This window comes from Colwellia sp. SU-HH01172 (genome assembly GCF_057553355.1).
Map to the genome: position 1 here is coordinate 222,563 of NZ_BAAJMB010000005.1, position 24,489 is coordinate 247,051.

18 protein-coding genes are annotated in these 24,489 nt (G+C 39.3%); 13 read left to right on the plus strand and 5 right to left on the minus strand.

Annotated features, from left to right (window positions below; translation table 11 throughout):
- Window positions 1–203: 203 nt before the first annotated feature.
- The 4 genes from AC27JP_RS14585 (at window position 204) to AC27JP_RS14600 (ending at window position 5,667) form a co-directional block, all read left to right on the plus strand.
- Window positions 204–1,367 (plus strand): efflux RND transporter periplasmic adaptor subunit, encoded by a 1,164-nt coding sequence (locus AC27JP_RS14585; RefSeq protein WP_487116330.1) that lies wholly within the window; start codon window positions 204–206, stop codon window positions 1,365–1,367.
- Window positions 1,368–1,376: 9 nt separating this feature from the next.
- Entirely contained in the window at window positions 1,377–2,147 is a 771-nt protein-coding gene (locus AC27JP_RS14590) for an ABC transporter ATP-binding protein (RefSeq protein WP_487116332.1), read from the plus strand.
- 14 nt (window positions 2,148–2,161) lie between these two features.
- Window positions 2,162–4,672 carry an FtsX-like permease family protein gene (locus AC27JP_RS14595; RefSeq protein WP_487116334.1) on the plus strand — a complete coding sequence of 837 codons (2,511 nt, stop codon included), beginning with the start codon at window positions 2,162–2,164 and terminating at the stop codon, window positions 4,670–4,672.
- Window positions 4,673–4,848: 176 nt separating this feature from the next.
- The gene (locus AC27JP_RS14600) at window positions 4,849–5,667 is read left to right on the plus strand and encodes an alpha/beta hydrolase fold domain-containing protein (protein ID WP_487116336.1); all 819 of its coding nucleotides are present in this window, start codon (window positions 4,849–4,851) and stop codon (window positions 5,665–5,667) included.
- 51 nt (window positions 5,668–5,718) lie between these two features.
- Here the strand turns inward: AC27JP_RS14600 and AC27JP_RS14605 are convergent, their stop codons facing one another.
- From AC27JP_RS14605 to AC27JP_RS14625, 5 genes are all read right to left on the minus strand, one after another.
- Window positions 5,719–6,993 carry a sensor histidine kinase gene (locus AC27JP_RS14605; protein ID WP_487116338.1) on the minus strand — a complete coding sequence of 425 codons (1,275 nt, stop codon included), beginning with the start codon at window positions 6,991–6,993 and terminating at the stop codon, window positions 5,719–5,721.
- On the minus strand, window positions 6,983–7,684 hold the full coding sequence (locus tag AC27JP_RS14610) for a response regulator transcription factor (RefSeq protein WP_487116340.1): 702 nt from the start codon (window positions 7,682–7,684) through the stop codon (window positions 6,983–6,985). Before AC27JP_RS14610 ends, AC27JP_RS14605 begins: the two co-directional genes overlap by 11 nt.
- Window positions 7,685–7,750: 66 nt before the next feature.
- Complete coding sequence (locus AC27JP_RS14615; RefSeq protein WP_487116342.1) at window positions 7,751–8,869, minus strand: type 1 glutamine amidotransferase domain-containing protein; 1,119 nt, start codon at window positions 8,867–8,869, stop codon at window positions 7,751–7,753.
- Window positions 8,870–8,947: 78 nt separating this feature from the next.
- Complete coding sequence (locus AC27JP_RS14620; RefSeq protein WP_487116344.1) at window positions 8,948–11,431, minus strand: ABC transporter permease; 2,484 nt, start codon at window positions 11,429–11,431, stop codon at window positions 8,948–8,950.
- Window positions 11,425–12,123: an ABC transporter ATP-binding protein gene (locus AC27JP_RS14625; protein WP_487116346.1), complete on the minus strand. Its 699-nt coding sequence runs from the start codon at window positions 12,121–12,123 to the stop codon at window positions 11,425–11,427. Before AC27JP_RS14625 ends, AC27JP_RS14620 begins: the two co-directional genes overlap by 7 nt.
- Window positions 12,124–12,506: 383 nt before the next feature.
- Here AC27JP_RS14625 and AC27JP_RS14630 point away from each other — a divergent pair, with 383 nt between their 5' ends.
- The 9 genes from AC27JP_RS14630 to AC27JP_RS14670 all read left to right on the plus strand — a co-directional run bounded on the left by AC27JP_RS14630 (window position 12,507) and on the right by AC27JP_RS14670 (window position 24,487).
- A complete protein-coding gene (locus tag AC27JP_RS14630) occupies window positions 12,507–13,142 on the plus strand; it encodes a hypothetical protein (RefSeq protein WP_487116348.1) in 636 nt (211 codons plus the stop codon).
- Window positions 13,143–13,376: 234 nt separating this feature from the next.
- Entirely contained in the window at window positions 13,377–21,203 is a 7,827-nt protein-coding gene (locus tag AC27JP_RS14635; protein ID WP_487116350.1) for an RHS repeat-associated core domain-containing protein, read from the plus strand.
- Entirely contained in the window at window positions 21,197–21,610 is a 414-nt protein-coding gene (locus AC27JP_RS14640; protein WP_487116352.1) for a hypothetical protein, read from the plus strand. Before AC27JP_RS14635 ends, AC27JP_RS14640 begins: the two co-directional genes overlap by 7 nt.
- Before the next feature lie 132 nt (window positions 21,611–21,742).
- A complete protein-coding gene (locus tag AC27JP_RS14645) occupies window positions 21,743–22,072 on the plus strand; it encodes a hypothetical protein (RefSeq protein WP_487116354.1) in 330 nt (109 codons plus the stop codon).
- Between the two features lie 42 nt (window positions 22,073–22,114).
- The gene (locus tag AC27JP_RS14650) at window positions 22,115–22,459 is read left to right on the plus strand and encodes a hypothetical protein (RefSeq protein ID WP_487116356.1); all 345 of its coding nucleotides are present in this window, start codon (window positions 22,115–22,117) and stop codon (window positions 22,457–22,459) included.
- Between the two features lie 595 nt (window positions 22,460–23,054).
- Complete coding sequence (locus AC27JP_RS14655; RefSeq protein WP_487116358.1) at window positions 23,055–23,270, plus strand: hypothetical protein; 216 nt, start codon at window positions 23,055–23,057, stop codon at window positions 23,268–23,270.
- A 58-nt stretch (window positions 23,271–23,328) separates the two neighbouring features.
- Complete coding sequence (locus AC27JP_RS14660; RefSeq protein WP_487116360.1) at window positions 23,329–23,670, plus strand: hypothetical protein; 342 nt, start codon at window positions 23,329–23,331, stop codon at window positions 23,668–23,670.
- A 120-nt stretch (window positions 23,671–23,790) separates the two neighbouring features.
- The gene (locus AC27JP_RS14665) at window positions 23,791–24,105 is read left to right on the plus strand and encodes a hypothetical protein (RefSeq protein ID WP_487116362.1); all 315 of its coding nucleotides are present in this window, start codon (window positions 23,791–23,793) and stop codon (window positions 24,103–24,105) included.
- Between the two features lie 46 nt (window positions 24,106–24,151).
- Window positions 24,152–24,487 (plus strand): hypothetical protein, encoded by a 336-nt coding sequence (locus AC27JP_RS14670; protein WP_487116364.1) that lies wholly within the window; start codon window positions 24,152–24,154, stop codon window positions 24,485–24,487.
- The last annotated feature ends 2 nt before the right edge of the window (window positions 24,488–24,489 follow it).

Here is a 24,489-nt window from a genome sequence, read left to right on the forward strand (position 1 = left end):
TCGGTTATTTTTACTTAAGATGCCTATTTTAATGTTCAACAGATTTCTATATTAGTCATACAAACTCACCGCTTAACCACAAGCATAAATATTAATGCATTGAGTCGTTTATGGATATAGTTCGAGCGAATAAGAAAAAAAAATTAACTACCAAAAACAAGCTAATAGTTAGTTTTATAGTTATTTTAGCGCTGGTTTTATTCTTGTTATTTAATAAAAGTAGTGCCTCATTTTTGGCAAATAAGAACAATATTTTAGTTGATACCGTGCAGCGTGGCGAACTTCATATTTCTGTTCGTGGTACGGGGGTTTTGGCGCCTAGCGATATTCGCTGGATAGCGACTAATGTCTCTGGTCGGGTTGAGCAGGTGTTAAAAAAAGCGGGGGCAAAAGTAAAAAAGGGCGACTTGCTGCTGGAGTTAAGTAACCCTCAATTACAACAGGAGTTAACTGAAGCTCAGTGGGAGCTACAAGCACTAGCAGCAGAAACGCGAGCAAGGAAAATATCTTTAGAGTCTGATTTATTAGATCAAGAAATTGCCGTGATTAATGAAAAACTCAACTTTGAGCGCAGCCAATTAACACTAAACGCCCAAAAGGAGCTGCTAAATCAGGGCATAGTTGCGGTATCTAAAATTGACTTTGAAGAAGTAAAAATTGATGTCCAACAGTATAAGCGACGTTGGCAACTAGAAGAAAAACGTTTAGAAAAAAGACGGGAAAATCTTACTGCCCAGATAGAGGCTAACGAAGCCCGGCTGATTAGCATGCGCAAAAGCGTACAGCGTATTCAGCAACAAGTCGCTAGTTTAAAAGTTATGGCAACAATGGACAGCATAGTGCAAGAAATGCCGCTGGAATTGGGGCAACAGGTCAGTGCCGGTACTAATTTAGCTATGCTTGCTAGAAGTGATTTATATATCGCTGAGCTGAGAATTCCAGAAAAACAAATCAAAGATGTGATGATAGGGCAAAAAGTAATACTCGATACCCGCAGTAGTAAAATATTAGGCGTTATTCAGCGTATTGATCCGGCAGTTGTTAATAGTTCTGTACAAGTTGATGTTGAATTACTTGGTGCTTTACCAAAAGAAGTTCGCCCTGAGTTAACTGTTGATGGCGTTATCGAGATTGCGACCCTTGCCAATACATTATTTGTTAAACGCCCTATGTTTGCTAGCAGCTTTAGCCAGTCCAGTGTCTACCTGCTAGATCCCGAGGGCAGCAATGCCAATAAACAAAGCTTAACGTTTGGCCATATGTCTAGCCAGTATATTGAGATTGAACAAGGTTTGGAGGAAGGCGACAGCATTATTATTTCGGATACCTCAAGCTGGGAAAACCATCAGCAAATTCGTATTAATTAGGAGCACAACATGAATGAGAATACTAACAATAAAATATCTGTTAAGGCCACTAAACGACAGGTGTTGGTAGAGTTAAAAAATGTAGATAAGGTTTTTCTCACTGATGAAGTTGAAACTAAGGCGCTACATAATATCAACTTAACCATAGTTGAAGGAGAATACTTAGCCATTACTGGGCCTTCTGGCTGTGGTAAATCCACTTTGCTTGCTTTGCTCGGGCTGTTAGATACACCTAGCGGTGGCATGTATCAGCTGGCTGGTCATAATGCCTCGAATATTAATCGTGATGAACGCGCTAGGATCAGAAATAAAGAGATTGGTTTTGTTTTTCAATCGTTTAATTTGATCAGTGATTTAACCGTGGCAGAAAATATTGAGCTGCCTTTGACTTACCGCGACGATATAAACCACAGCCAACGACAAGCGCTAGTGCGTTCGGCACTGGAAAAAGTTGACTTGGTTCATCGCATTAATCATTACCCATCTCAGCTTTCTGGTGGACAGCAACAACGGGTTGCCGTTGCTCGCGCCATTGCGGGCAAGCCTGCCATTATTCTTGCCGATGAGCCGACAGGAAACTTAGATTCTAAAAACGCCCAATCAGTGATGTTATTGCTGGATGAGCTACATCAGGAAGGCGTAACTATCTGCATGGTGACTCATGATCCCGCTTCCGCCGTTCGTAGCCAGCGAGTGATAGAAGTGTTTGACGGGCAGGTGGTCTCGGATAAGTTAACTGATGTTGGCGAATCTTTAGCAACCTCAGCCATTGCGGTATAAGTTAAGGAAAATTTATGTATTTTTGGATTGATATAAAATATGCCGCTCGGCTGTTATTGAAAAAACCATTATTTACCTTGGCGTCGGTGTTGATTGTTGCTATTGGCTTAGGACTAACCATTTATACTTATGCGTTACTTAACCAACTAATTTTTAAACCACTTACCCTGAATGGTGATACGCCAATAATTGCCATTGAAGGTGAATATAGAGAATCTTATGGTCGTGGACAACGTGCGGATCCGTACCACCTGAATCAAATCAGCGCTGAAACAGAACTTTTACAAAATATGAGTTTATATCAGCCAGAAGTAAGAACTATAAGTAGTGGTGAATTGGGCGCGGCTTCGAGAAAAGTTCATCTTACTTATAGCCAATGGAATTTATTTGAAGTCGCTGGTGTTCAGCCAATATTGGGTCGAGGGTTTACACCACAAGATCAAGCGGTAGGGGCTGAATCTGTTATCGTATTAAGTTACGAAGTATGGCAAAACCAATTTTCTGGTGCACAGGATATAATTGGAAAAGTGCTTCGCGTTGAAACAATTCCCAAACGAGTTGTTGGTATTATGCCGGAAGGTTTTGCTTTTCCTGCGATAACACAGGTTTGGCAAAGTATATCGGAAGAAAGAATAACACCGACTCAGCCGTCAAATAGCAATGCGATGTATGGCGTTGGACGTTTAAAACAAGGTGTATCACTCGCGCAATTTCAACGTGAGATACGGGGAATATTGCAAAAACATTTTCAAGACTTACCTCAGGAGTTTGCTTGGCGTGCGTCATCTCCTGATGGCTATATTCGAGCTTTCCCATTTAAGTTAACCAGTGATGCTGTATTTCATCACTACGCGGTTTTTGTCGCCATGCTTATTGTTGTGCTGCTGATCTTACTATTGACCTGCATTAATGTTGGCAACTTGCTTTTGGCTAGAGTCAATGAGCGCATTAAAGAAGTTGCGATTCGCATTGCATTAGGTATCCCGAGAAAGCGACTGGTATTGCAGATGTTATGGGAAAGTATATTCATTTGTTGTCTCGGCGGTGTGGTGGCTTTCTTTCTCGCCAGCTGGGGTGTTGTCATTACGAATAATGTTTTCGAGCAAATTTTTTCAGTAAACGGAGAACGACCATTTTGGTGGCTGCTTAGTGTCGATCAAGATGCCATTGTTGTGCTGTTGATTACCGTTGTTTTTATGGTGTTAATCACAGGGTTCATTCCTGCGTGGCGGGCACTGTCAGGCGAGTTGAATAGTGTGTTGAGAGATGGCACCCGTGGCGCGCTAGGGGAAAAATCAGCTCGAGCAAATAAAGCGCTTATTGTATCTGAAATCGCCTTATCTTGTGTGGTATTAGTGATTGCTACCATGCTACTGAGTACCAGTTACTCTGCGGACAATGCAGATTATGGTGTCGATACCGACAGCAGACTAACAGCTGCCGTGCGCCTCGCTTGGGGGAGTTATCCTTGGAACAATGGTGAACCAGAGGCAAGAAAAAAGCGCAATGACTTTTACTACCAATTAAAGGACGAACTGGAACAATTACCTAATATTCATAGCGTCGCCTATTTTAGTAGTTTACCTGGCACTGGCGGTGGTAGCTCTCATTTTGAAATTCAAGGTAAAGCGGCTGAAGTATTTAATGAAAACCCCGTGTGGAATTTTGATGTTGTTAGTCGAGATGCTTGGTCTGCCGTTGGTATGAAGCTGATTGAAGGGCGAAATTTTGATCTAAGAGATACTGGCAGTGATTCTAGAGAGCTTGCTGACACTGCTTCTCCTGTGATTATCAATGCTGCCATGGCTAGCGATCTTTTTCCTAATGGCGATGCTATTGGTCAGCGCGTGCGCACTGTTGATGGTGAAGGCTGGCAAACGGAATGGCGCACTATAGTCGGGATTGTTTCTGATAGCGTTCATGGTTCAACGATGCAATCCACCAGTGCTCAGCACACTGGCTATGGTTTGATGGATAGGCGCAATTGGCGGGTAAATATCGTTATGCATTACTCTGGTACTCAGTCTCAAGCTGAAACCCTGTTACAGCAAACCATCAATAATATGAATGCAGATGCGACTATTCATCATATTCAAAGTTACGATAATTTGATTGAGCAGCCAATGATGTTAGTCAATGCCGTTAACAAGATATTTCTATGGTGTGGCCTGATTGCCTTATTTCTAGCTGCCAGTGGCATTTATGCGGTGTCGGCTAATAGCATTGCCATACGCAGTCACGAGATTGCAATGAGGCGTGCTTTGGGAGCCAGAGATGGCCAAGTAATTAAATTATTTTTGAGTCAAGCGAGTGTACAGCTATTTGTTGGCCTCTCTTTGGGCATTGTTTTGTCGCTTTGGGTTGTTAATCAGTTATCACAATCTTTGATAATAAATGGTAGTAGTTATGTTGTTGGCCTGCTTGGGATACCAACATTTATTACGGCGATGGTGTTAGTCGCAACGTATATCCCAAGTCATAAAATAACCAAGGAAGAGCCGAGCGAAGGATTACGGCAAAGCTAGTTCAGTATTATTGTCTGGCGCTGAAACTTAGCGCCGCTATTCATAAAGTACTCATATAACAACAAGCCAACTCGGCTTTAACATACCGGAAGATAATTATGTTTTATTATACTAAATCACTCATTTTACTATTGTTAATTATAATTGCCTCAAATGGCTATGCACATGCTACAGAAATGAAAATATTATCTGATATATCGTATGGTAAAGATGCAGATCAGACGCTAGATGTTTATGCTCCTATTGATGTAAAAAATGCCCCAGTAATATTTATGGTACACGGCGGTGCGTGGAGCGGCGGAGATAAAGCCAATAAAGCCGAATTTAAAAATAAGGTGGCGCATTGGGTGACTAAAGGGTTTATCTTTATATCGATTAATTACCGCACGTTACCGAAAGTTAGACCGGTTGAGCAAACAAAAGATTTAGAAACCGCATTGATTTTTTCTCAAAAAATCGTGCGTGAATGGGGAGGCTCGCCAGAACAATTTATTTTGATGGGGCATTCTTCGGGAGCGCACTTGATTTCCCTAGTATCTTCTAACTATCAGACTATCGTCAAAAATGGTGCTATACCTTGGATCGGTACTGTTTCGTTGGATATTTCTGGCTACGATATTGTGAAAAAGGTCACCGGAGCAAAGCCATCTGAATTCTATATTGAAAAGTTTGGTGAAAACCTTTTGCAATTGCAAAAAGCATCTCCGTTTCATGCCTTGACGGATAAGATACCGCCATTTCTAGCAATATGTTCACTACGAAGTAATGACGCATGTACACAAGCTGAAAATTTTATTGAAAAAGCGAAAAGTTTTGGTGGTTATGCGTACGTGATGCCGGTGGATATGTCGCATCGAGAAATTAATTTAGAGCTTGGCAAAGACGCTTGTTATACCAAAGCTGTTGATGACTTTTTCAAAAAGTTGAATTCGAGTGTAAAGTCAATGTTTACAGGGCAAGATACTCAGCAACAAAAAATGTGTATTGATAGCTAGGCACGTGCTGTATCGCAAGGCCAAGCTATTTGGTGCATAATTAACTATTAGTTATGCACCAAAAGAAATTGAAACCACTGTGCCCTTGTTGCTTTCCACCGTCAGTTGCCAACCTTGGTGTTCGCATAATCGTTTAACTATCGATAAACCAAAACCATAGCCGGTACTTTGGCTACCTTTTACTGCTGGCGCAGTAATACATGAAGAAATATCTTGTTCAATACCTGGACCTGTGTCACTGATCACTAATTGATTGTTGAGGAAGTCGACGTTAACTTCGCCAATGTCGGTGTATTGAAAAGCATTGCTGAGTAGGTTATCAAGCAACACTTTTAACATGCCAGATTGTGCATGTATTTGCGTGTTGCAGTTGTTGGTAACGTCGACTTCTACCGCTTTGCCGTTAAGCATATAGCTGTGATCTAATATTGATTGTTCAACCAAGGGCAAAAGTTGAATTTGGGCTTTGTTCTCACTGTTATGTTCTTCTCTCGCGAGAATTAACAGTGTATTTACCGTTTGTTCCATTTGCATAGCGGCGTCTGAAATACGGCTAATTAATTGGTTGTTGTCATCATCCTCGGTATTTTTACTGTGATAGACCTCAACGGCATTTTTAATGATGGCGACAGGCGTTCGTAATTCATGGCTGGTATCGCGGGTAAAGCATTTCTCTCGCTCAAGTGCTTTGCTAATTTGCTGCATGGAGTTTTCGAGTGTGCGTGCTAATACGCCTATTTCGTTATTGGGGAAGTTATGGGCAAAGGTGTTGGGGATATTTTCCGGCGCGACTCCGTCGACTAAGTCGGCTAGTTGTTTAAGTGGTGTCGCGGTTTTTCTACCAAGTCGCCAAGCGATAAAAAATGCCACCAGTGAAAGTATGCCGCCACAGATTAAAAAGAACTGAATTACGCCATTTCTTATTGGACGAACCAGTAGGTTTTGACTCACTTCGGCAATTAAATAAATGTTGTCGCTTTTAGACAGCGTGTACAAATGATAATGCCGACCTTCTGCGCCATAAAACTCTATACGTTGCGGCTCTTCTAAAAACTGTTGTTGCATATCTTCAGGTAAGGTATTTTTTGAAAAATACACCGACATATGTGACGGGCGGGCATTTGGCCATTGACCGTTTTCTTTAAACTGTGCGCGCAAATATTCTGCTTCGTGTGCTACTTCACGTTCAATAAAACTGTCTTCTAGGTTATATAAAAGGATCAGACAGAAAAAACAATATATGGCTGAAATGACTAAGGTGAAAATACAAAATTGCGCGACAATACGTCGGCTCAAACTGTGCGGCTTACTGTTTTTATTGTTCATTTTTAACCTCTAGGGTAAAGCCAACGCCATGTACGGTTTTTAATATTGGGTAATCAAATGGTTTGTCTAAAATATTACGTAGCTGATAAATATGAGAGCGCATCGCGTCAGATTCTGTCGGTTCATCACCCCAAATTTTTTGTGTAAGCATTGAGCGACTCACCACTTGCGGATAGGCTTCGGCAAGAATGGTTATGATGCGCACGCCCATGGCATGTAATTCCAGCGGCATGTTATCTCGAGAAACTTGCTTTCGTTGTCTATCAATAGCTAACGGGCCAATAGTTAACACATCAGATGTTTGCAATAAATGACGTCTTGATAATGCCAAACAGCGTACTTCTAGTTCTTGTAGTGAAAACGGTTTAGTGAGGTAATCGTCAGCGCCGGCGGTGAAACCAGAAACTTTGTCTTCAATGCTGTCGCGCGCGGTCAGCATTAATATTGGAATATGGCGGCTCGATAATTTTCGTATTTGCTGACAAACCTCAAGCCCGTCCATTTTCGGTAAGTTCAGGTCGAGTATGATCAAGTCGAAGTGGTTTTCTAGCGCAAGCTCAAGCCCTTGCTTTCCTTGGCTGGCAAAGTCGAAGGTATGGCCTTTGCTTTCCATGTATTCGGCAATATTTTTAGCAATGCTTTGTTGGTCTTCAACGAGCAGAACATTGAGTGAAGTCGCTTTTGTTTTCATATAACTACCAAATGACAAACAACACCACAATTATTTTATTGCGGTGTTGTTTGATGATTTAATTTCCTATAACGTTTTTAACATGTCTAATGCGGGTTTGTAATCAGGTTTTGCTACGAGTAGTTGATTTAAGGTGTTTTTTGCCTCAAGAACGCGTCCTAATTTATGTTGTGTTGAGGCAATTTTCATATCCAACATTGGGTTGTTAATGGCTTTTTGTGCAATGCTCATTAACGATAATGCTTGCTCAAACTGCGGGTTGTTTTCTGCAACTTTTAAATAATAAAAACCGTACATGCCAGCGAGGGCAAGGTGATATTGCTCAGGCGTATCAGTCATAATATTTAACGCGGTTTTATCACCAGCGAGAAAGCTTGCAATAACCGCCATGGTGTTGTCTTCATTATCTTTTTCTTTTGCGGCTGGTGTTAGGCCTAACGTTTTCACCAGTGCTGTTGCCACATCAACCGTTGATGTTGGATTTTGTCCGGTTATTAAACGCTCGTCAACGGCAACATGGCTTAGCATTATTTCGCTAGATTGAAATTTAGCGCCACGCTCGGTGAGTTTATCTTCTAACATAAACTCGAATTTGCTTAACCACTTTTTACCAAATAACTTTTCTTCTTGATTGGTAAAACCATTAACAGCTTTGTTGGCGACTAAGTAGCTGCCGTCTTTTAGTTTTACATCAACTAAAGCCGCAGGGCCATGACATACTGCGGCAACAGTGCCTTTGCTTTGATAAACATCGGCAATAAAAGCTTGTAGGGCCGTGTCTTTTGGTAAGTCAAACATGGCACCTTTACCACCAACAATAAATATTGCATCGTAATTGCTGGCGTCTAAATCAGCTGTTGATAAGGTATTGTTTAACTTAGCCATAATAGCTTGGTCGGCTAATACTGCGGCATTGTATGACTTTTTGGCGTCGTATTTATCAGCTTGTACTTTTCCGCCGTTTGGGCTGGCAATATCTACCGTAATGCTATTGGCTTTAAATACCAAATAAGCTTTGGCAAATTCATCGAATTCATAACCGGGTTTTTCTTCGCCTTGTTGTTCGCCGTAGCCGCTAACCACCATAACCACTTTTTTCGGCTCTGCTGCATAAGCATGAATTGATAGCGTTAATAAAACTATTAACGCTAAGAGTTTATTTATCGTTTTTACTAAACTTGTCATTGATATTCTCCTTATCATTTATGCCAATAATGCCGTGTGTGCTGTGAAACAGATGTGAAATATGGGCTGAAATTTAGTTTAGGTGTCAGCCATTAATTGCTTAACCGAACTTTGTAAGCTGTGTCTGCTGGCATATATACCTAAGCCTGTTACTAACGACAAAATAATCACTAAGGTGGTGCCTAACCAAATGAAGTCGGGCTGATAAGTTAATGAAAATTGAGATTGATAAATGAGCACACCGGAAAAGTAAGTACCTAAAATAGCACCAATGGCGGTAATACTGGCGGTAACTAACCATTCAATGATGTTGAGTTTTAAGCAAGTGGCGCGAGTAAAGCCAAAGCTCATAATAATGCTGTTCTTTTTCTTTTCTTGCGATTCTAAAGCGCTAATAGAAGCGAGAATTACCACGCTGGCTAGAATAATGATCATCAACGAAAAGCCGCTGATCACTTTGGTGATCATCGCTAGCATGCTATCAAAGCGTTCGGTGACTTCTTTTAGCGATACCATGCGTAAGGTAGGAAACTTTTGCCATAGCGCTGGCAGTAATGTTTCTTGCTGCTGATTTAACTCGATACTTGCCATGCTGTAATGTGCTGATTGAATATGAGCGAGGGCGGTTGGCGGCATTTGCACCCAAAAGGTAATAGAGCCCGCGCCGGGTTTAAATACGTGACTCGCTACTATCTGCAGTTTTACTTGTTGTTGGCCGATAAAAAAGGTTAGCCAGTCATCAAGGGCTAAACCTAAGTCAGTCATCACTTCTTCTTCAATCGATATTTGTTGCCAGTTTTCGCTATCGGCTTGCCACCATTGCCCGTCAATAACCTTGTTATTTGTCGGCACAGTTTCGCTCCAATGCAAGCGAATGGCGTTGCTAAAGGTTGCCATACTGTCGCTAGGTTTATCGCTAAATTCCGCCAGCGACTGATTATTCACCGCGATTAATTTGGCGTACATATATGGCTTAGCTTGACGAATGTCGATGGCGTGCTCGTCGGCCCAATTCTCGATAAATTGCATTTGCGGTTGTGTTGCTTGCGAAACAATAATATTGCCATCGTGCTGGCGCTGATATGAGGTCATGGTGGCACCTAAATCTTTTAACAGCATTAAGGTAAATAGCAGTAAAAATGCGCATAAGCCGACCCCTAGAATTTGCGTACTTTTGCTGATCAAACGTTGCTTCATCATAAATAATGAAAATGGCATTAAACCGGAAAAGTTTTGGCTGAGCTTTTCGCCAAACGTTAAGGAACTCCAGCTGATCACTATCATTATGATAATGGTAAATGCGATTGCTGCGACCATCATCAAGGTTAACAGGGCATTGTCTGAGTAACTTACAACAACCAAAGATAATACGACTAAGCTACTTAGCTTGCTTAACCAGTGGCTTAAGCCTTGTTTGTTGTTGGTAAATAATTTTGCAACTGAGTTATTGCGCAGTGAAAGCCAAACAGGGGCGTGGAAAATAGCGAAGATGGCGGTTACCGCAAGTATTGAGTTAACCATTGATGTTAAGTGCCATTGCCAGACTATGTTTGCAAAGGTGTCGTTTAACCAGTTGATGATCAGCCAATGGCTTATTGCTGATAGGGCAATGACAACAGGCATTATCAACAGCAAACCAAATAACCACTTTAAAATTGACACTTGAATGCCGTTACTTTTTGTTGCGCCAAAGCTCATGCAAATTGCTGAGAAGTATTGGTCTTTTTTGATGTGCACTTGGGTTAATTGGTTAATAGCAATGGCTGCCATAAAGAACAAAAGAATTGATGCCAAGCCCATAAAGTTTTCGGTTCTTTGCCAAAACAGCGCTAATGGATGATTACCTTGTTTGTGGTGTATTTGCGCCGCAGGCAGGTTTGTTTGTTGCCAAGTTATTAATGTATCAATTTGGCTGTTAGATGCTGCAATTAAGTAACGGTAATGGATAAGCTCAGGCGCAAACGCCAATGACTTTATGTCAGCACTATTAATCATCGCTCGCATGTCAACATTATGACCTTCCATTAGCCTGTCGGGCTCGTGATGTAATACCCGAGCAACTAAAAATGTTTGATTTGCTATTTGTAAATAATCACCAATATTGATTGATAAGCCAGCCAGTAGTCTAGCGTCGAGCCAAATATGCCCTTGCTCGGGGCCAGAAAAGGTTGCAACTTCTTCATCATTTAATGACTTTGATGTTAGTAACTGACCTTGCAGCGGATATTGAGCGTCAACCGCTTTTAATTTGACGCGTTGCCATTGCCCGTTATGGGTTAATGTTGTTTTTATATCTTGAGTTTGCACAATGTTGCTGGTAATTGCTGCTAGCTCGTTGTGCTGCTTTGTGGTTAAGGCGCTCGCTTGGCTTAGCACCGCATCAGCACCTAACAAGCTTTGTAAATTATCGTTTAAATACCCTTGTATGCTTTGGCTGGTTTGGCCTAAGGTTAAAATGAATAACAATAAAATACCTTGAGTCCAACGTAATAATCGTTGATGAGGTGAGCTAAACTCTTGTTGATAAAAATGCCAGGCAAGTTTGCTGTTGCTAATTAACATGATGCCACCTTTAAAATATTATTTTCTTTTAGACTAAGCTCTCCTTGAGCAAGGGAAAACCTGTGCTGTGCTCGCTCGGCCAGTACTTCACTGTGAGTCACCACCACTAAACCAGCATTATTTTCTTGGCAGCAGGTAAACAGAATGTCGGCGATTTCGCTGGCACTTTTTTGGTCTAAATTACCTGTGGGTTCATCTGCGAATATGAATTTTGGCTCGAACACTAGGGCTCTCGCTATTGCTACACGTTGTTGTTCGCCGCCACTAAGCTCACTGGGCTTATGATCGAATCGATGTTGTAAACCCACTTTCTCTAGCCAATGTTTTGCTTTTGATAACGCATTTTTATCACCTCTTAACTTTAGTGGTAAGGCAACGTTATTTAACGCCGTTAATTCAGGTAACAGGTGAAACTGTTGGAATATAAAGCCGATATCGCTTCTTAATTCTGATAATGGTTTCTCATGTTCGCCGTTGACATAAGTACCTTGGCCTGTTGTTGGTTGTTCAAGGCCAGACATCAACATTAGTAAACTTGATTTACCCGCGCCAGAAGGGCCAGTAATTGCGTATGATTTACCGCGCGATATCGTTAAGTCGAGATTTTCAAATAAGGTAACGTTTGACTCGATTGTTTGAAACGACTGACTGATGTTTTTAAGTTCAATGTAGCAGGGCATAGCAGTGCTCACTTTTACGCTATTTAATAGAAATTACTGATCAGCTTAAAAGCGGGCTTGTGAAATCAATGTGAAATTGACCAGAAAAGTCAGCGCTATTTAAAATATTATTTACGCAGAAATGGGTAGGCTATACCGTAAAAATGTCAGTGATAAAACTTGCAAGCTACGTGTGTATTTTATTTTATTTTATTTTTGATTTAAAATGCCGCAAATAAACTATTTACAATAGATTGTTATAAAAGGGATTAAAAAAAACGTGGCATGGAAGTCTAGCTTATTCTCCTCCCATTATTTTTATTTCTATAAAGGCATATCCGATATTTGTTAGTGCAATAGCATAAATAATTTTGATATGGCTCATCCTCAACTTAAACTTAAAAAAAGAAATGAAAATGCCTATTAAATTATTATCTATCTTTATGTTAGTTATTGTCAGTTTAACAAGCTGTAGTTCAAATAAGATTAATAAAGATAGTTTTGATGTAAAAACTTATGTAACTGAACCCAATAAAATGCGTTTTTCGGGAAAAGGGGCCGGCGCGGGCATGATGTTAATGTCATCAATGGGACCTATGGGAGTTGCGATAGGAGTGGCTATTGACGAAGGCATCGCAAATGATATTGATAAAACTGCGAAAGCGTCAGGGTTTAATATCGAAACGTTAATTTTACAGAAACTATCTTCTACACTAAAAGCTAAGGCACAAGCAGGAATAAATGAAGAAAAGTTAGCTAATGTAATTACAATCAATATCTTGCGTTATGGTTTTGTCATTCAACCGGGCGGAGATGACCTTGTTACCCCACAACTGCATATGAACATTAATTTGAATGATCAACATTGGTTAACCATAAAGTACCCCGAACAACCTATCGAATTGCAGCGAAAAGAAATCAAAACCGATACCTTAGAAAACGTAAAGGTTGATAGCGAGATTATTAATGGGCTTTTTAATCATGCTTTTCTTGGTATAAAAGGCATTATTAACGCAATGGATAAAGATGTGAATGATGCTGAAGAGTTTTAAAATAACGATAAATTTTCAATGATAAATAAAATTAATTTCTTGTTACAAAATTGCTGATATAGGCTTAATTTTGTGCTACATTTCTCCGCTTAAAAAGTATATGGAAATCTTTAAGATATGGAAGTCCAACACCGTTCTTTAGTAAAGTTAATTACTAAAGCTAGTTTGAACGTCGTTATATCCTCAATTTTATTCTTATATTTACTCTCAATTTAACTATCATCAGGTAGGGTTATGTCTAAAAGAATTTATTCACTGCTCTGGGGCGCATTATTGTCGTGCTTTTCAGTATTTAGTTTTAACGCAATAGCATTTGTTGAAACGTTAACCCCCGAACCTGTTGACCCCGTGATTATTGGCGGTAGCTTATTTCCAGTCCCCGTGCCGACAAATTTCATCGTACCTACAAGTAACTCGTCGGGTAACTATTTTATCCAGTGGAGTGGTGGCGATGATAATTCTGTAATGGCGGCAAGCAGTGTTAGCAATGATGATGTTGCGACTAGTCTTGCTATCGAGCCACCAATATGTGCTGGTGGATGTGTTCGAGAGTATCAGTATACTTTAGAAGAGTCCGAAAATGGTGTTGATTTCAGCGTTGTATATTCAGGAAGCAATAAGTCACATTATGTAAGAAATAAAGAATCTAATATTTATGCCTATCGATTGAAAGCTGCTGAATTACAAAGTGGAAAATATTTTTACAGTAATTATACAAATTTACATTATATAAATGTAATCAGAAAGTACTCGGCCCCTGCAACTATTAGTGTGCCAACAGCAACCGTTACATCTAAAACTATTACTATTAGCTGGGCAGCTCACGAGAAAGCAACTTACTATGCATTAGAAGAACGAATAAATGATGGCACCTGGACGGCTTTAACTCTTAACGGAGGCTCACATGTTACGAATACTAGTTACACCCGAGCTATTCCTCATAATGGTCGTTATCAGTATCGTATTAAAACGTGTACCAACTTAGCGTGTGGTGACAGTTGGAATACATCGACCGAAGTCTTGGTATCATGGCCCAAGAGTAATATACCTAGCTTTACTTGGATACCAATTAGTGTCTCTGATATCACTATTATGGTGCCTCATACCCCAGAGTCGATTGTTTATGAGGATGAGTCAGGCAATTTGTATGTCAAAGTAAACTCTGCACACGGTAGTAAATACCTGAAATTCACTCCAGCTAGCAATGGTGGAGGCATTATTACAGAATTAACGCCAGAAGAATGGCGTAATATTTCGTTAACAATTAGCGATTTTTCAATTAATTACGGAGAGTTTACTGGCGACTCATATGAAGATTTTAAGTTGTTAAACTCTACAGGGACTTTAACTTACCTGGTTGAACGAGCAGGTAGTGTTAATGGCTACTTTATTAAACCTTCTGGTAATGTTGAAGGAGCAGAATGGAGCCCTAACCGAGTTATCGGAGGAAACGAAGCAATATTTTCTTGGAGTATTTCTGGTGGTTCATCTTGTAAAAATGAACAAGGGAATGTCGTGCAAGCGCATGGCAGTATTGCTATTAGTCCATCTAGTAATTTAAAAAAATCGATTATTTGTAATGGTAAAACATATTCAGATGAACTAATCCTACTCGATCAACCAACACTTACTTTACCTACCGCAATCTCGAACCCAGTAAATGAGCCCGCTACTGTAGTTGGAGCAATACCCGCTAACTTTTCGGTTGGTGCTATGGGGAATGCACAGTACATTATGCCAATAGCTACTGCACCTGGTTCAGCTGGTTTAGTACCTGACATTTCCTTAAGTTATGACAGTGGCTCAAACAACGGGGCGCTGGGCGTAGGTTGGTCTATAAACGGCATTTCTATGCTGCAAACGTGTTCAAAAACCATTGTTCATGATAATGAAGCAGATATTGAAGAATCACGCTTGTGCCTAGACGGCAAACGCTTATTCGCAATAAGTGGCGATTACTGGGGAGCAGGTACCGAGTATCAATTGGCTGATAAGTCACCAATAAAAATTGTTGCAGGTAGCTCATCTACAACTATCGAAGATATAGACAGAGTTGATACCTATACAGTAATTAAGACTGATGGCACCTCTTATATTTATGGTGGTGGTGATATATACCATAGAAATGGAAAAATCAGTTGGCCATTGATAGAGCAGCAAGATGCAGCTAGTAATTACATTTTGTTTAAATATTCAAGTAATCGTCTAACAGAGGTTCGTTACACGGGTAATAAAAACTCTGGCGTAGAGCCCTACAATGCTATTTATTTTAACTACGAATCTCGTTCTGACTCGGTAAGAACACGGTTTACTTATATTACACAAAGGTTAGAGTCTATCGTTTCAAAAGTAAATTCAACTTCAGAAAGTAACGGTGACGAACTACGTACATATGATATTACCTATAAAAAAGCGGATATTTCAGAACGAAGCCTAATTGAAAGTATTAGCTCATGTAATGGCAATACCTGTTTAAAAGCAACAGAGTTTGAATGGCAGGAAGGAAGTTTAAACTTTGCCGATAACGTGCATACCAAAATGCATGATAATGGCGACAACAAAGGCGGCAATAAAGCATTAGACGCTAATGGTGATGGTATTACTGATTTTTGGCTTGTTCGAGATGATAGTGGTCATTCAGATCATATTCGTGTTGTTCAAGGTGGGATCACTCCTAAGGTAGTGCAAACAAGAGATAATCTTGCAGGTAAAGGTTTTAGAGCATCGTGGGAAGTCATTGATTTTGACAACGATGGCCGAGACGACATTATTCATGAAAGTGGTGATAGCTGGAAGATTATTCGTTCTACAGTGATTAATGATAACGCCTCATCCATTAATTATGATTTTAGTAATACGATTCCCGTCAATATTGATGGCAAAGTGCAAGACATAAAAATAGCCGACTTTAATGGTGATGGTTATCCAGATATCATCTACTATTTTAATGATAAAATTTATATTAACTTTAACCAACGAGATAATGAGGCTCCATTCTCTATAGCGACAGATGTTACACCGGATGAGCTAACTGAAATAAGTGATTATAGTCATTATAGTGGCGACCTTACCATTGAAGAACGTCTTGAGTATATCAAGGATAAAGACATTATAGATGACACAATGCGTGTTGCTGACTTTGATGGTGATGGTATTAGCGAAGTGGTGTTCGTAGTACCTGAACAAAAAGAAACGTTATCTTTTTCATTACATGAAAATTATGACCAGTATAAGGGGCGTTGGATACGGTTTGAAATTACGGAAAATGGTTTAAATAGTAAATACGGTTCTTCGCTTGGCAAGTGGGAGTCTATAAACTTTGTAAAAAGTAAAGATAGAGCTGATACCTACTATAGAAGTAGTAACAAAGTATTGATTAGTCTATTCCCTATTGATACTAATTTTGATGGTCTTAGTGAAGTTGCCTATTTAAACATTACAAACAGTAATGGAACACGTTCACCAGAGAAATTTTCTATTGATATAAATATAAAGGACGGCTTTAATGACGGGTTAGGAGATCGCATTATTGGTCTTTATTATGGCAATAAAGACAATTATAATGACGATATCAACTACCTATTCACTGACTATGATGGAGATGGTGATGTAGAGTTACTCTATTATGATGAGTCATCTAATACTCGTGATGTGTGGTCTATTCACTCTTTATACGGCAATAAATATGATGATGATTTAACCAATATCAAATATACAGTCAATAGCGGTGATACCACTGTTTTTGGAGAAGTAGACGGTAATGGTGTTGCTGATTTTATTAGTTTTAAGGGGCGAATTAATTATCAATTATCGGAAAGTAAGAAAAGAGATTTGCTCACAGGCATTACCAATGGTGTTGGCCAAAATACTACCATAAGCTATAAAAGCTTATCTGACGTAAATAACTATGGCTTTTATACTCGAGAAGCTGACGCTCAAGATTTAACCGATAGTCGTTGTTTAGCAAACGGTGATTATTGCGCGTCAATTATTGATTTTCAGCAACCGATTAACGTAGTTCAAAATGTTATCGTGGCGAACAAGTCAAATACCAATTACCAATATAAAGGCTTAAAAGCACAGTTTGGTGTCGGGTTATTAGGTTTTAATGAAGTTAAAGCAATAGAAACTAAAACTAAAATAAAAGTAACCTCAAACTATCATCAATTATTCCCATTCACAGGGAAGTTATATAAAACTTCAACTAAATACCTTAGCACTATTGAAGAGGAAGATTGTCGCCTCTTACCAAATGGTGAAGAATTTATTTGTAATACTATAGTTACGCCGACTGAACAGCTGTTAAATGCAACCGAAATTAACTATGCCCAATATAGTAGAGATTCAATCTGTTCAACTGATGGTCAGCAATATTGCTTTGCGCCAGCTGCGGGTTATGTTTATCCTAAAGTCATCACTGAAACCAATTATAATGTTGATGCAAGTGGGGTATTAAGTACTAAAGTTACCACCAATAGTGATGCTGACAGCTACGGTAATATTGGCACTACGGTTACTGAAACAAGCAACGCTTCAGACGTTGTTTCTACTATAACCAGCAATAAACGTTTTAATGACTATAGCGGTAATGCATACGGTGGCCGATTAGAGCGAGAGCAAGTTACTTATTCTCGACCAAATGAGTCAGATATCTCTCAAATTATTAATTATACCCATGATGCCAATCAAAACTATTTAACCGAAAGTAAAACGGTTGATAAATCAGGTGATACCGGTAATGCATCATTTGATTCTTTATCTGCAAACTTTTTTGCTTCAGAAACATATAAGCGAGATGACTTTGGTAATATTACCTTACTCGTTAAAGCGGCGGCTGGAGCACCAACACAGGCAACGGGCTTTGTTTATGATGATTATGGTCGTTTTGTTGAAGAAGAACATCAATATCTAGATTATCAAGCAGGTTCCGATAGTAGCCAAACAGCTGATTTATTTAGCCTTACTACGTATACAGATTACGATGATGTTTTAGGTTTACCAATAACAATTACCTCAGCAAATGGGCAAGTTACCACTAATGGTTACAATTCGTTAGGTCGCTTAAATTACACCTTTAATCCGGATGGTAGCTATATTACGGTGCAGCAAGCACAGTGTAGCAACGCTAGTGGATGCCCAACTGGCGCGTATTATGTTGAAACAACAGAAGTGTCTAATGGCCCAAATACTAAAGTTTATTTCGACAATAAAGGCTTAAAACTATTAGCGCAAACTCAAACCTTAGCCAATGCAGAAAGTAACCAAGTAAAGTGGGTTGATAAACGTTATTATTACGACGAACTTAATCGTTTAATTGCTGAGTCTGTGCCGCATTTTTCAGGTGATTTATCAGTATATTCAGGTAGTGGTATGCCATCTTTGGGGTATAGCTATTCAATTTATGATGACTACCACCGAGTAACTTCGCAATATAAGCCTGATCAAGGTTTATGGACAACGAGTTACGATGGTTTATCTTCCACCATTACCAATCCAAATAACTACAGTACAACAACAGTTAAGAACGTACTGGGTGAAACGGTATCAACAACTGACGCAAATAGCCAAACGGTTAATTATTCCTATGATGCTTTAGGTAATATGCGCTTGGTTCGTCGAGCTGGAAACTACGGTAACATTGACACTGTCGTGAACTTTGATCACTTAGGCCGAAAAGTGCGCTTAATAGACCCTGACTTTGGCACCATAAAATATCGTTACGATGGTTTAGGTAATTTATTATGGCAAGAAGATAACAAAGGTTATCGCAAGTGTAATACTTACGACGGCTTAGCTAGAACGACACAAGAAATTCATGTTAAGGCCCAAAGTTGTGCAGTTACCAGTTCTGTTGATACGCATACCGAGTATTTTTACGATCAAAATATTAATGGTGCAGGCTTATTGAGCTATGCACATGATCACGTAAACAATATCATGAAAGAGTATTCTTATAACGAGTTATCCCTTGTTCATCGTGTAAAAACAACAATTGACAATAAAGCTTATTATCAAGACACCATTTACGATAATGACAATGAATTCCGTGTCAAAAAGACATATGACGCTAGCCGTGGCAATAGCGGTATTGAATATCATTACAACGACAATGACTATTTAACTCATAAAACTGATATCGCTACCAATGCCACTATTTGGCAGTTGCTAAAAACCGATGCTTGGGGCAACGCCACACAATACCGCTATGGTAATGGCGTAACCACCACCAATACGTACGATGCTTACGATGGTACCTTTGACTCTATTTTAGCTACCGACCGTTATGGCGGTGCAATACAGCATAGTGAATACAACTTTGATGTTATCGGTAATTTAACATTTCGTAAAAACCACATTAATAATTTTGATGAACAATTTAGTTACGATAGTTTAAATAGACTTGATGACTGGACCAAGTCAGGCGCGGGTGCCAGTGGTACTATCGATATAAATTATGACCATTTAGGTAATGTAACCAGTAAAACGGGTATTGGCACTTATCATTATTCAAGTTATCGTCCGCATGCGGTTAGCCGAATTTCTAACGGAAATTTAGCCGGTAGTTTTGCTTACGATGCTAACGGCAATATGACTAGCGGTGGTGGCAGAAGCCAAATTACTTACAATGTTAATAACAAACCAACTTACATTAAAGCTGGCAGCCATACCACGGAGTTTGTTTATAGCATAGGTGGTAGCCGTGTTAAACGTTTTGACAGTAAAGATGAAACTTCAACTTTGTATCTTGATAATGTTGAGTTTGTGCGTAAAAAAGGCAAACTGTCGCGTATACAACGCACCATTGAAGGTATTGCTATTGAAACGCGCTTTATCGCCACCAATGAAACTCGCATAGAGTACTTGCATTTTGACCATTTAGGCTCTGCTGAGTTAATCACTAATGGTGAAAGTGTTGGTATTAAACACTTTAGTTTTGACCCTTGGGGGCAGCGCCGCAGTGTTGATAACTACAACACTACCTTCGGTATAACTGATGCAGTAGCCTTATCGTTAAATTACTATAATAAGGGGTATACGGGTCACGAGCATATGGACGAAGCTGGTTTAATCCATATGAACGGCCGTATTTATGACCCACGTATTGCGCGCTTTTTAAATGCTGACCCGGTTGTACAACAAGTAGAAAACTTACAAAACTTAAATCGTTATAGTTATGTACTCAATAACCCATTAAATGCCACCGATCCAACCGGTTATTTTTGGAATTCAATAGTTAACGGTGTGCTAGCCTATTTATCAGGCGCAAGTGTTGAGCAGTCGCTAGAAATTGCCGCCGCCAGCTATGCAACAGGTGACGTACAATTTACCTATAGCAGTGCTAGTGGCTTTTCTGTCGGTGAGGGCCAAATGCAGTCCATTGAATCGCAAATGTTTGACAGTTTTGAGCTCGGTGAACAAGGCTCAAAAGGGGTTGAGCAAGCTAAGGCTGAAGCACGAGTTGATGGTGGAAGTGTTACTAGTGGGGTTAGTGGTGTTTCTTCTTATCGAGAGAGTGAAGCATCGTTTAGTCTTCCTCAAATACCTAAAGCTAATGAAGATAATTTCATGGGCTATATGTGGAATAGAACATTAGATGGTACTGTAAGGGATAGATTATTTGAAATTGCTAACTCTAAATGGCGAGGGGCAATTATTGGAGTTTCTTACGGCTATTCTGGTGGCGAATATGGGGTAAATGGTACTGGATCTGCGACACATGTGCTTGGCACTGACGGAAGAACAGCTACAACTTTGAACGTTGAAGCGGGAGCGCAATTGCCGACCAAAGGTGATGAGATGTATTTTAGGTTTGTTATTGGAATGAATAATACTGTTGATGATCTAGAGGGGCCTGCTTTATCTATTAGTGGGTCTGGGGCAAAGAATAGCTGGTCTGTTACTATTCCACAAACGGCAACCTTTGTAGATGGGCAGTTTATAAATGACCTGAACCATGTTACTTATCCTATTGTAGAATTTGGTTGGTCTAGTGGTAAATCTATAAGTGGTAGTTTAACTGAGGGAGTTGGTACAAAAATATCGGAGGATAGGTTTTGGTAGTTTTTTTCTTATTTGTTGTAATTGTTATTCTTTTTAAGTTAGATAATTATAGGGCAGACAAAGGTAATATTATACTCAACAAATTATTTTCGCGTTATATAACAAATGATACTTTGGCTACAGATCGAGTAGATAGGCAACTGTTTTATTTTTGGAGTATCGACTTCCCATCAAAAAAGGATTATATCAATGGGATGTACATATATTCAGATGATAAGGGGATTTATATACAGCCTACATTATTGAGGTTTTGGTTGAGAAAGTTATTTATACCTTGGTCAGACTTGATTAAAACAGGGGAGATGAAAAGGTATTTTGAGCATAAAGAAATATATTTAATAGATTCGATAGGTGTAGTGATTGCATTTACAAATGTGCCTAAAAAAAATAAAAAGAATAATAAATAAAAAGAACACCCTAGTTAATAAAAGGGACACCCCTAAATTGGTTTTATAAAAAATAAAAGGAGAGTCGTTTTAAAAACAATTAAACGATTCTCTTTTTTGAATGAAAATAGATATGGATATTTTGAAATAGATATGAAGAAAATTATTTTATTAATAGGTTTGCTGTTTGCAGCAAATCTTGCTGAAGCAGCTGAAGCCAGTTCCGTGACCACCATCTCTCGCTTCATTTCATACAATCAATACGGCGGTGGTGATGTGGTGTTTCGTGTTGCTAACCCAACGAGCAGTTGTTATGGCTATTGGATAACCAAAGAAGACGCTGGTTTTAATGCCAATTTAAGCGCTATTGTTGCTGCGTATCACGCAAAAACCAAAGTGAAAGTGTATGGGCTTACCGATCAAAAATGGTCTGGTAGCGGTAACTTTTGGTGCAAGTTATATGCAATCGAGTACCCAGAATAATTTCAACCGGAAAATCTAGGACATAACAAAAAAGGAATTTAAATGATGTTAGTTAAAAAAACTATTTTGGCGTGCTTGAGTTTTATTGTCTTTTCATGCTTTGCAGCTGCACCAGGGCAATGGACACCGGCAAGCAAAATTCAAAACCTATTTATTGAAGGGGCAGAAGATAGTCCGCGTGCCATTGTGGTATTTGCGAGTGCTATTGATAGTGGCTTTAAACCGAGTAGTTGCCCTTCAATTTATACCACCATTGACCTCTCTACAGAAAAAGGTCAGTCGATTTATGCCATGGTGCTTGCTGCGAAAATGGCAGACCAAGCCATTTCATTTACATTTTTACATTGTACCGGTGATAGGCCATTAGTGTGGCAAATTCGCATGTAAGAAATAAAAAAGAAACAGCCCTAAATTGGTCTTATAAAAATAAAAGGAGCGTCGTTTTAAAAACAAACGACTCTTCTTTTGAATGAAACTGATATGGATATTTTGCAATAAATATGAAAAGAATTATTTTACTAGTGGCTTTGCTGTTTGCAGCAAACCTTGTTGAAGCCGCCGAAGCCAGTTCGGTGACGACTATTTCGCGTTTCAGTTCATAAAGACAGCGTACATGCATCTATAGTGTTAACAGCATTTGCCACAGGAAAGACGCTCGCAAATGATAGAGGGTTAGGCACTTGCAGTTTATGGGGAAACTCTGAAGACGTTAGGTGGATAGAAATTTGCCCCTTAAATGGCTGCTAAATGTATTAGGTATTTATGGTAAATTAACTTCCTCGTAAAGAAATGACTATTTACTTTTACGTAAAAAACAAAAGCAGTTAACTTGCCTACCAATATATATTAAAAGGACGATAAAACAATGAAGTTTATTAATGCTATTTTTCTCTTGAGTTTGTTTACTATTTAAGCATTTGCTGGCGAAATACGATCGGCAAAAATTGACACACTAATGGTTGATAGAGCGCATGGCGAAAAAGTGTTTATTAAGCTGGATAAAACGCATCCTACGCCTATCAGTTGTCACGCTAATAACTGGCAGTTCGTGTTAGATATTAGCGATGATCTTGGTAAAACACTGTATTCAAATTTGCTCACTAGCTATGCTGCAGGTAAAACTATTCATTTAAAAGGAACATCAAGTTGCAGCTTATATCCTAATATCGAAACGTTGAGACGAATTGAGCTAATTTAGCGCGTGTTGGGCTGAGCTAAATTAGTTGAGTAATGGGTAAGAGTAAGGAAAGAATATTATGAAGAAATTAATTTTAGTATTGTTGATCTTATTGCTAAGTCATAAGGCGCAAGCAGCGTATGACAATTGCATGGGAGTATATGTAGGGCGCATTAGCGTTCATTACCAATACGGGCTTGATAAGGTAGTGCTTATGGCTCATCCAGACAATAGTAGCGGTTCATATTGGGTGTTTTTTACTGGCTGGAATGAAGATGCAAAAAAGCAAGCGCTAGCCGTTTTAATGGCCGCTAAAGCCTCGCAACATAGGGTTGATATAATAACTGGCGCTGAAAACGGTTGCAATATTGGCCAACCAGGGCAGGTAGTGAGAGAAGTGCACTTATCAACTAATCGGTAAAAATGACTTGATTGTTACTTTTGCAGTTACAACCTTTAATTGATTGTGTGAGATAAAGTACAAAGTCGATATAGCAAATTATTCTACGCAAGTTAGATAAAACATAGGAAATTAAGATAAATGAAAAAGTTATTACCTTTTATTTGCTTATTGCTTATTTCAAACGGTGTGTTTGCTTGGGCTACCTGGGTGCAATCAGCAAATACAACTATTAAAGAATTTGTGCAATGGGAAGCAAACGACGGTAGTGGTTACGCAGTTATAAAGCTAGAAAGCAATGTTAGCTGCTATGTACCTCTTAAGGAAAAAGAGTTGTATTCCTTTATTCTTTCGCTATATATGGCACAAAAGAAAGTTAGTGTTCATTGTCACGCTGTTGAAAATAATATTGGCGGCTACCTTTCTCATAAGTTGCACAGAATTAACGCTTTTTAAGCGTGAAATGAATGTTTTTTAATTTATAACCAACAAGGATGTACAAATGTTAAGAATATCTTTATTTTTAATTGCCGTTTTTGTATCTGCACATACAAACGCTGGCCCAGGTTTAGGGGCAGTGACATTAAAAGAAGTCAGGGTTGAGAGTGGTATGGTGTATTTGTATTTAACGACGTCACCTAATAACCCTTTGGGCTGCGACTTGGCAAGCCCAATTAAGTTAGTGCCTACCGATGCTGGCTTTGACCACATGTATAGCGCAGTATTAACTGCTTTAACTACAGGTAATAAAATTCAGCTTTGGCTACGTAGTTGTGATTCATCACCGTGGGGAAAAACCATACCTAAAGCTTACGCTACCGGTCTATTAGCAGAATAATT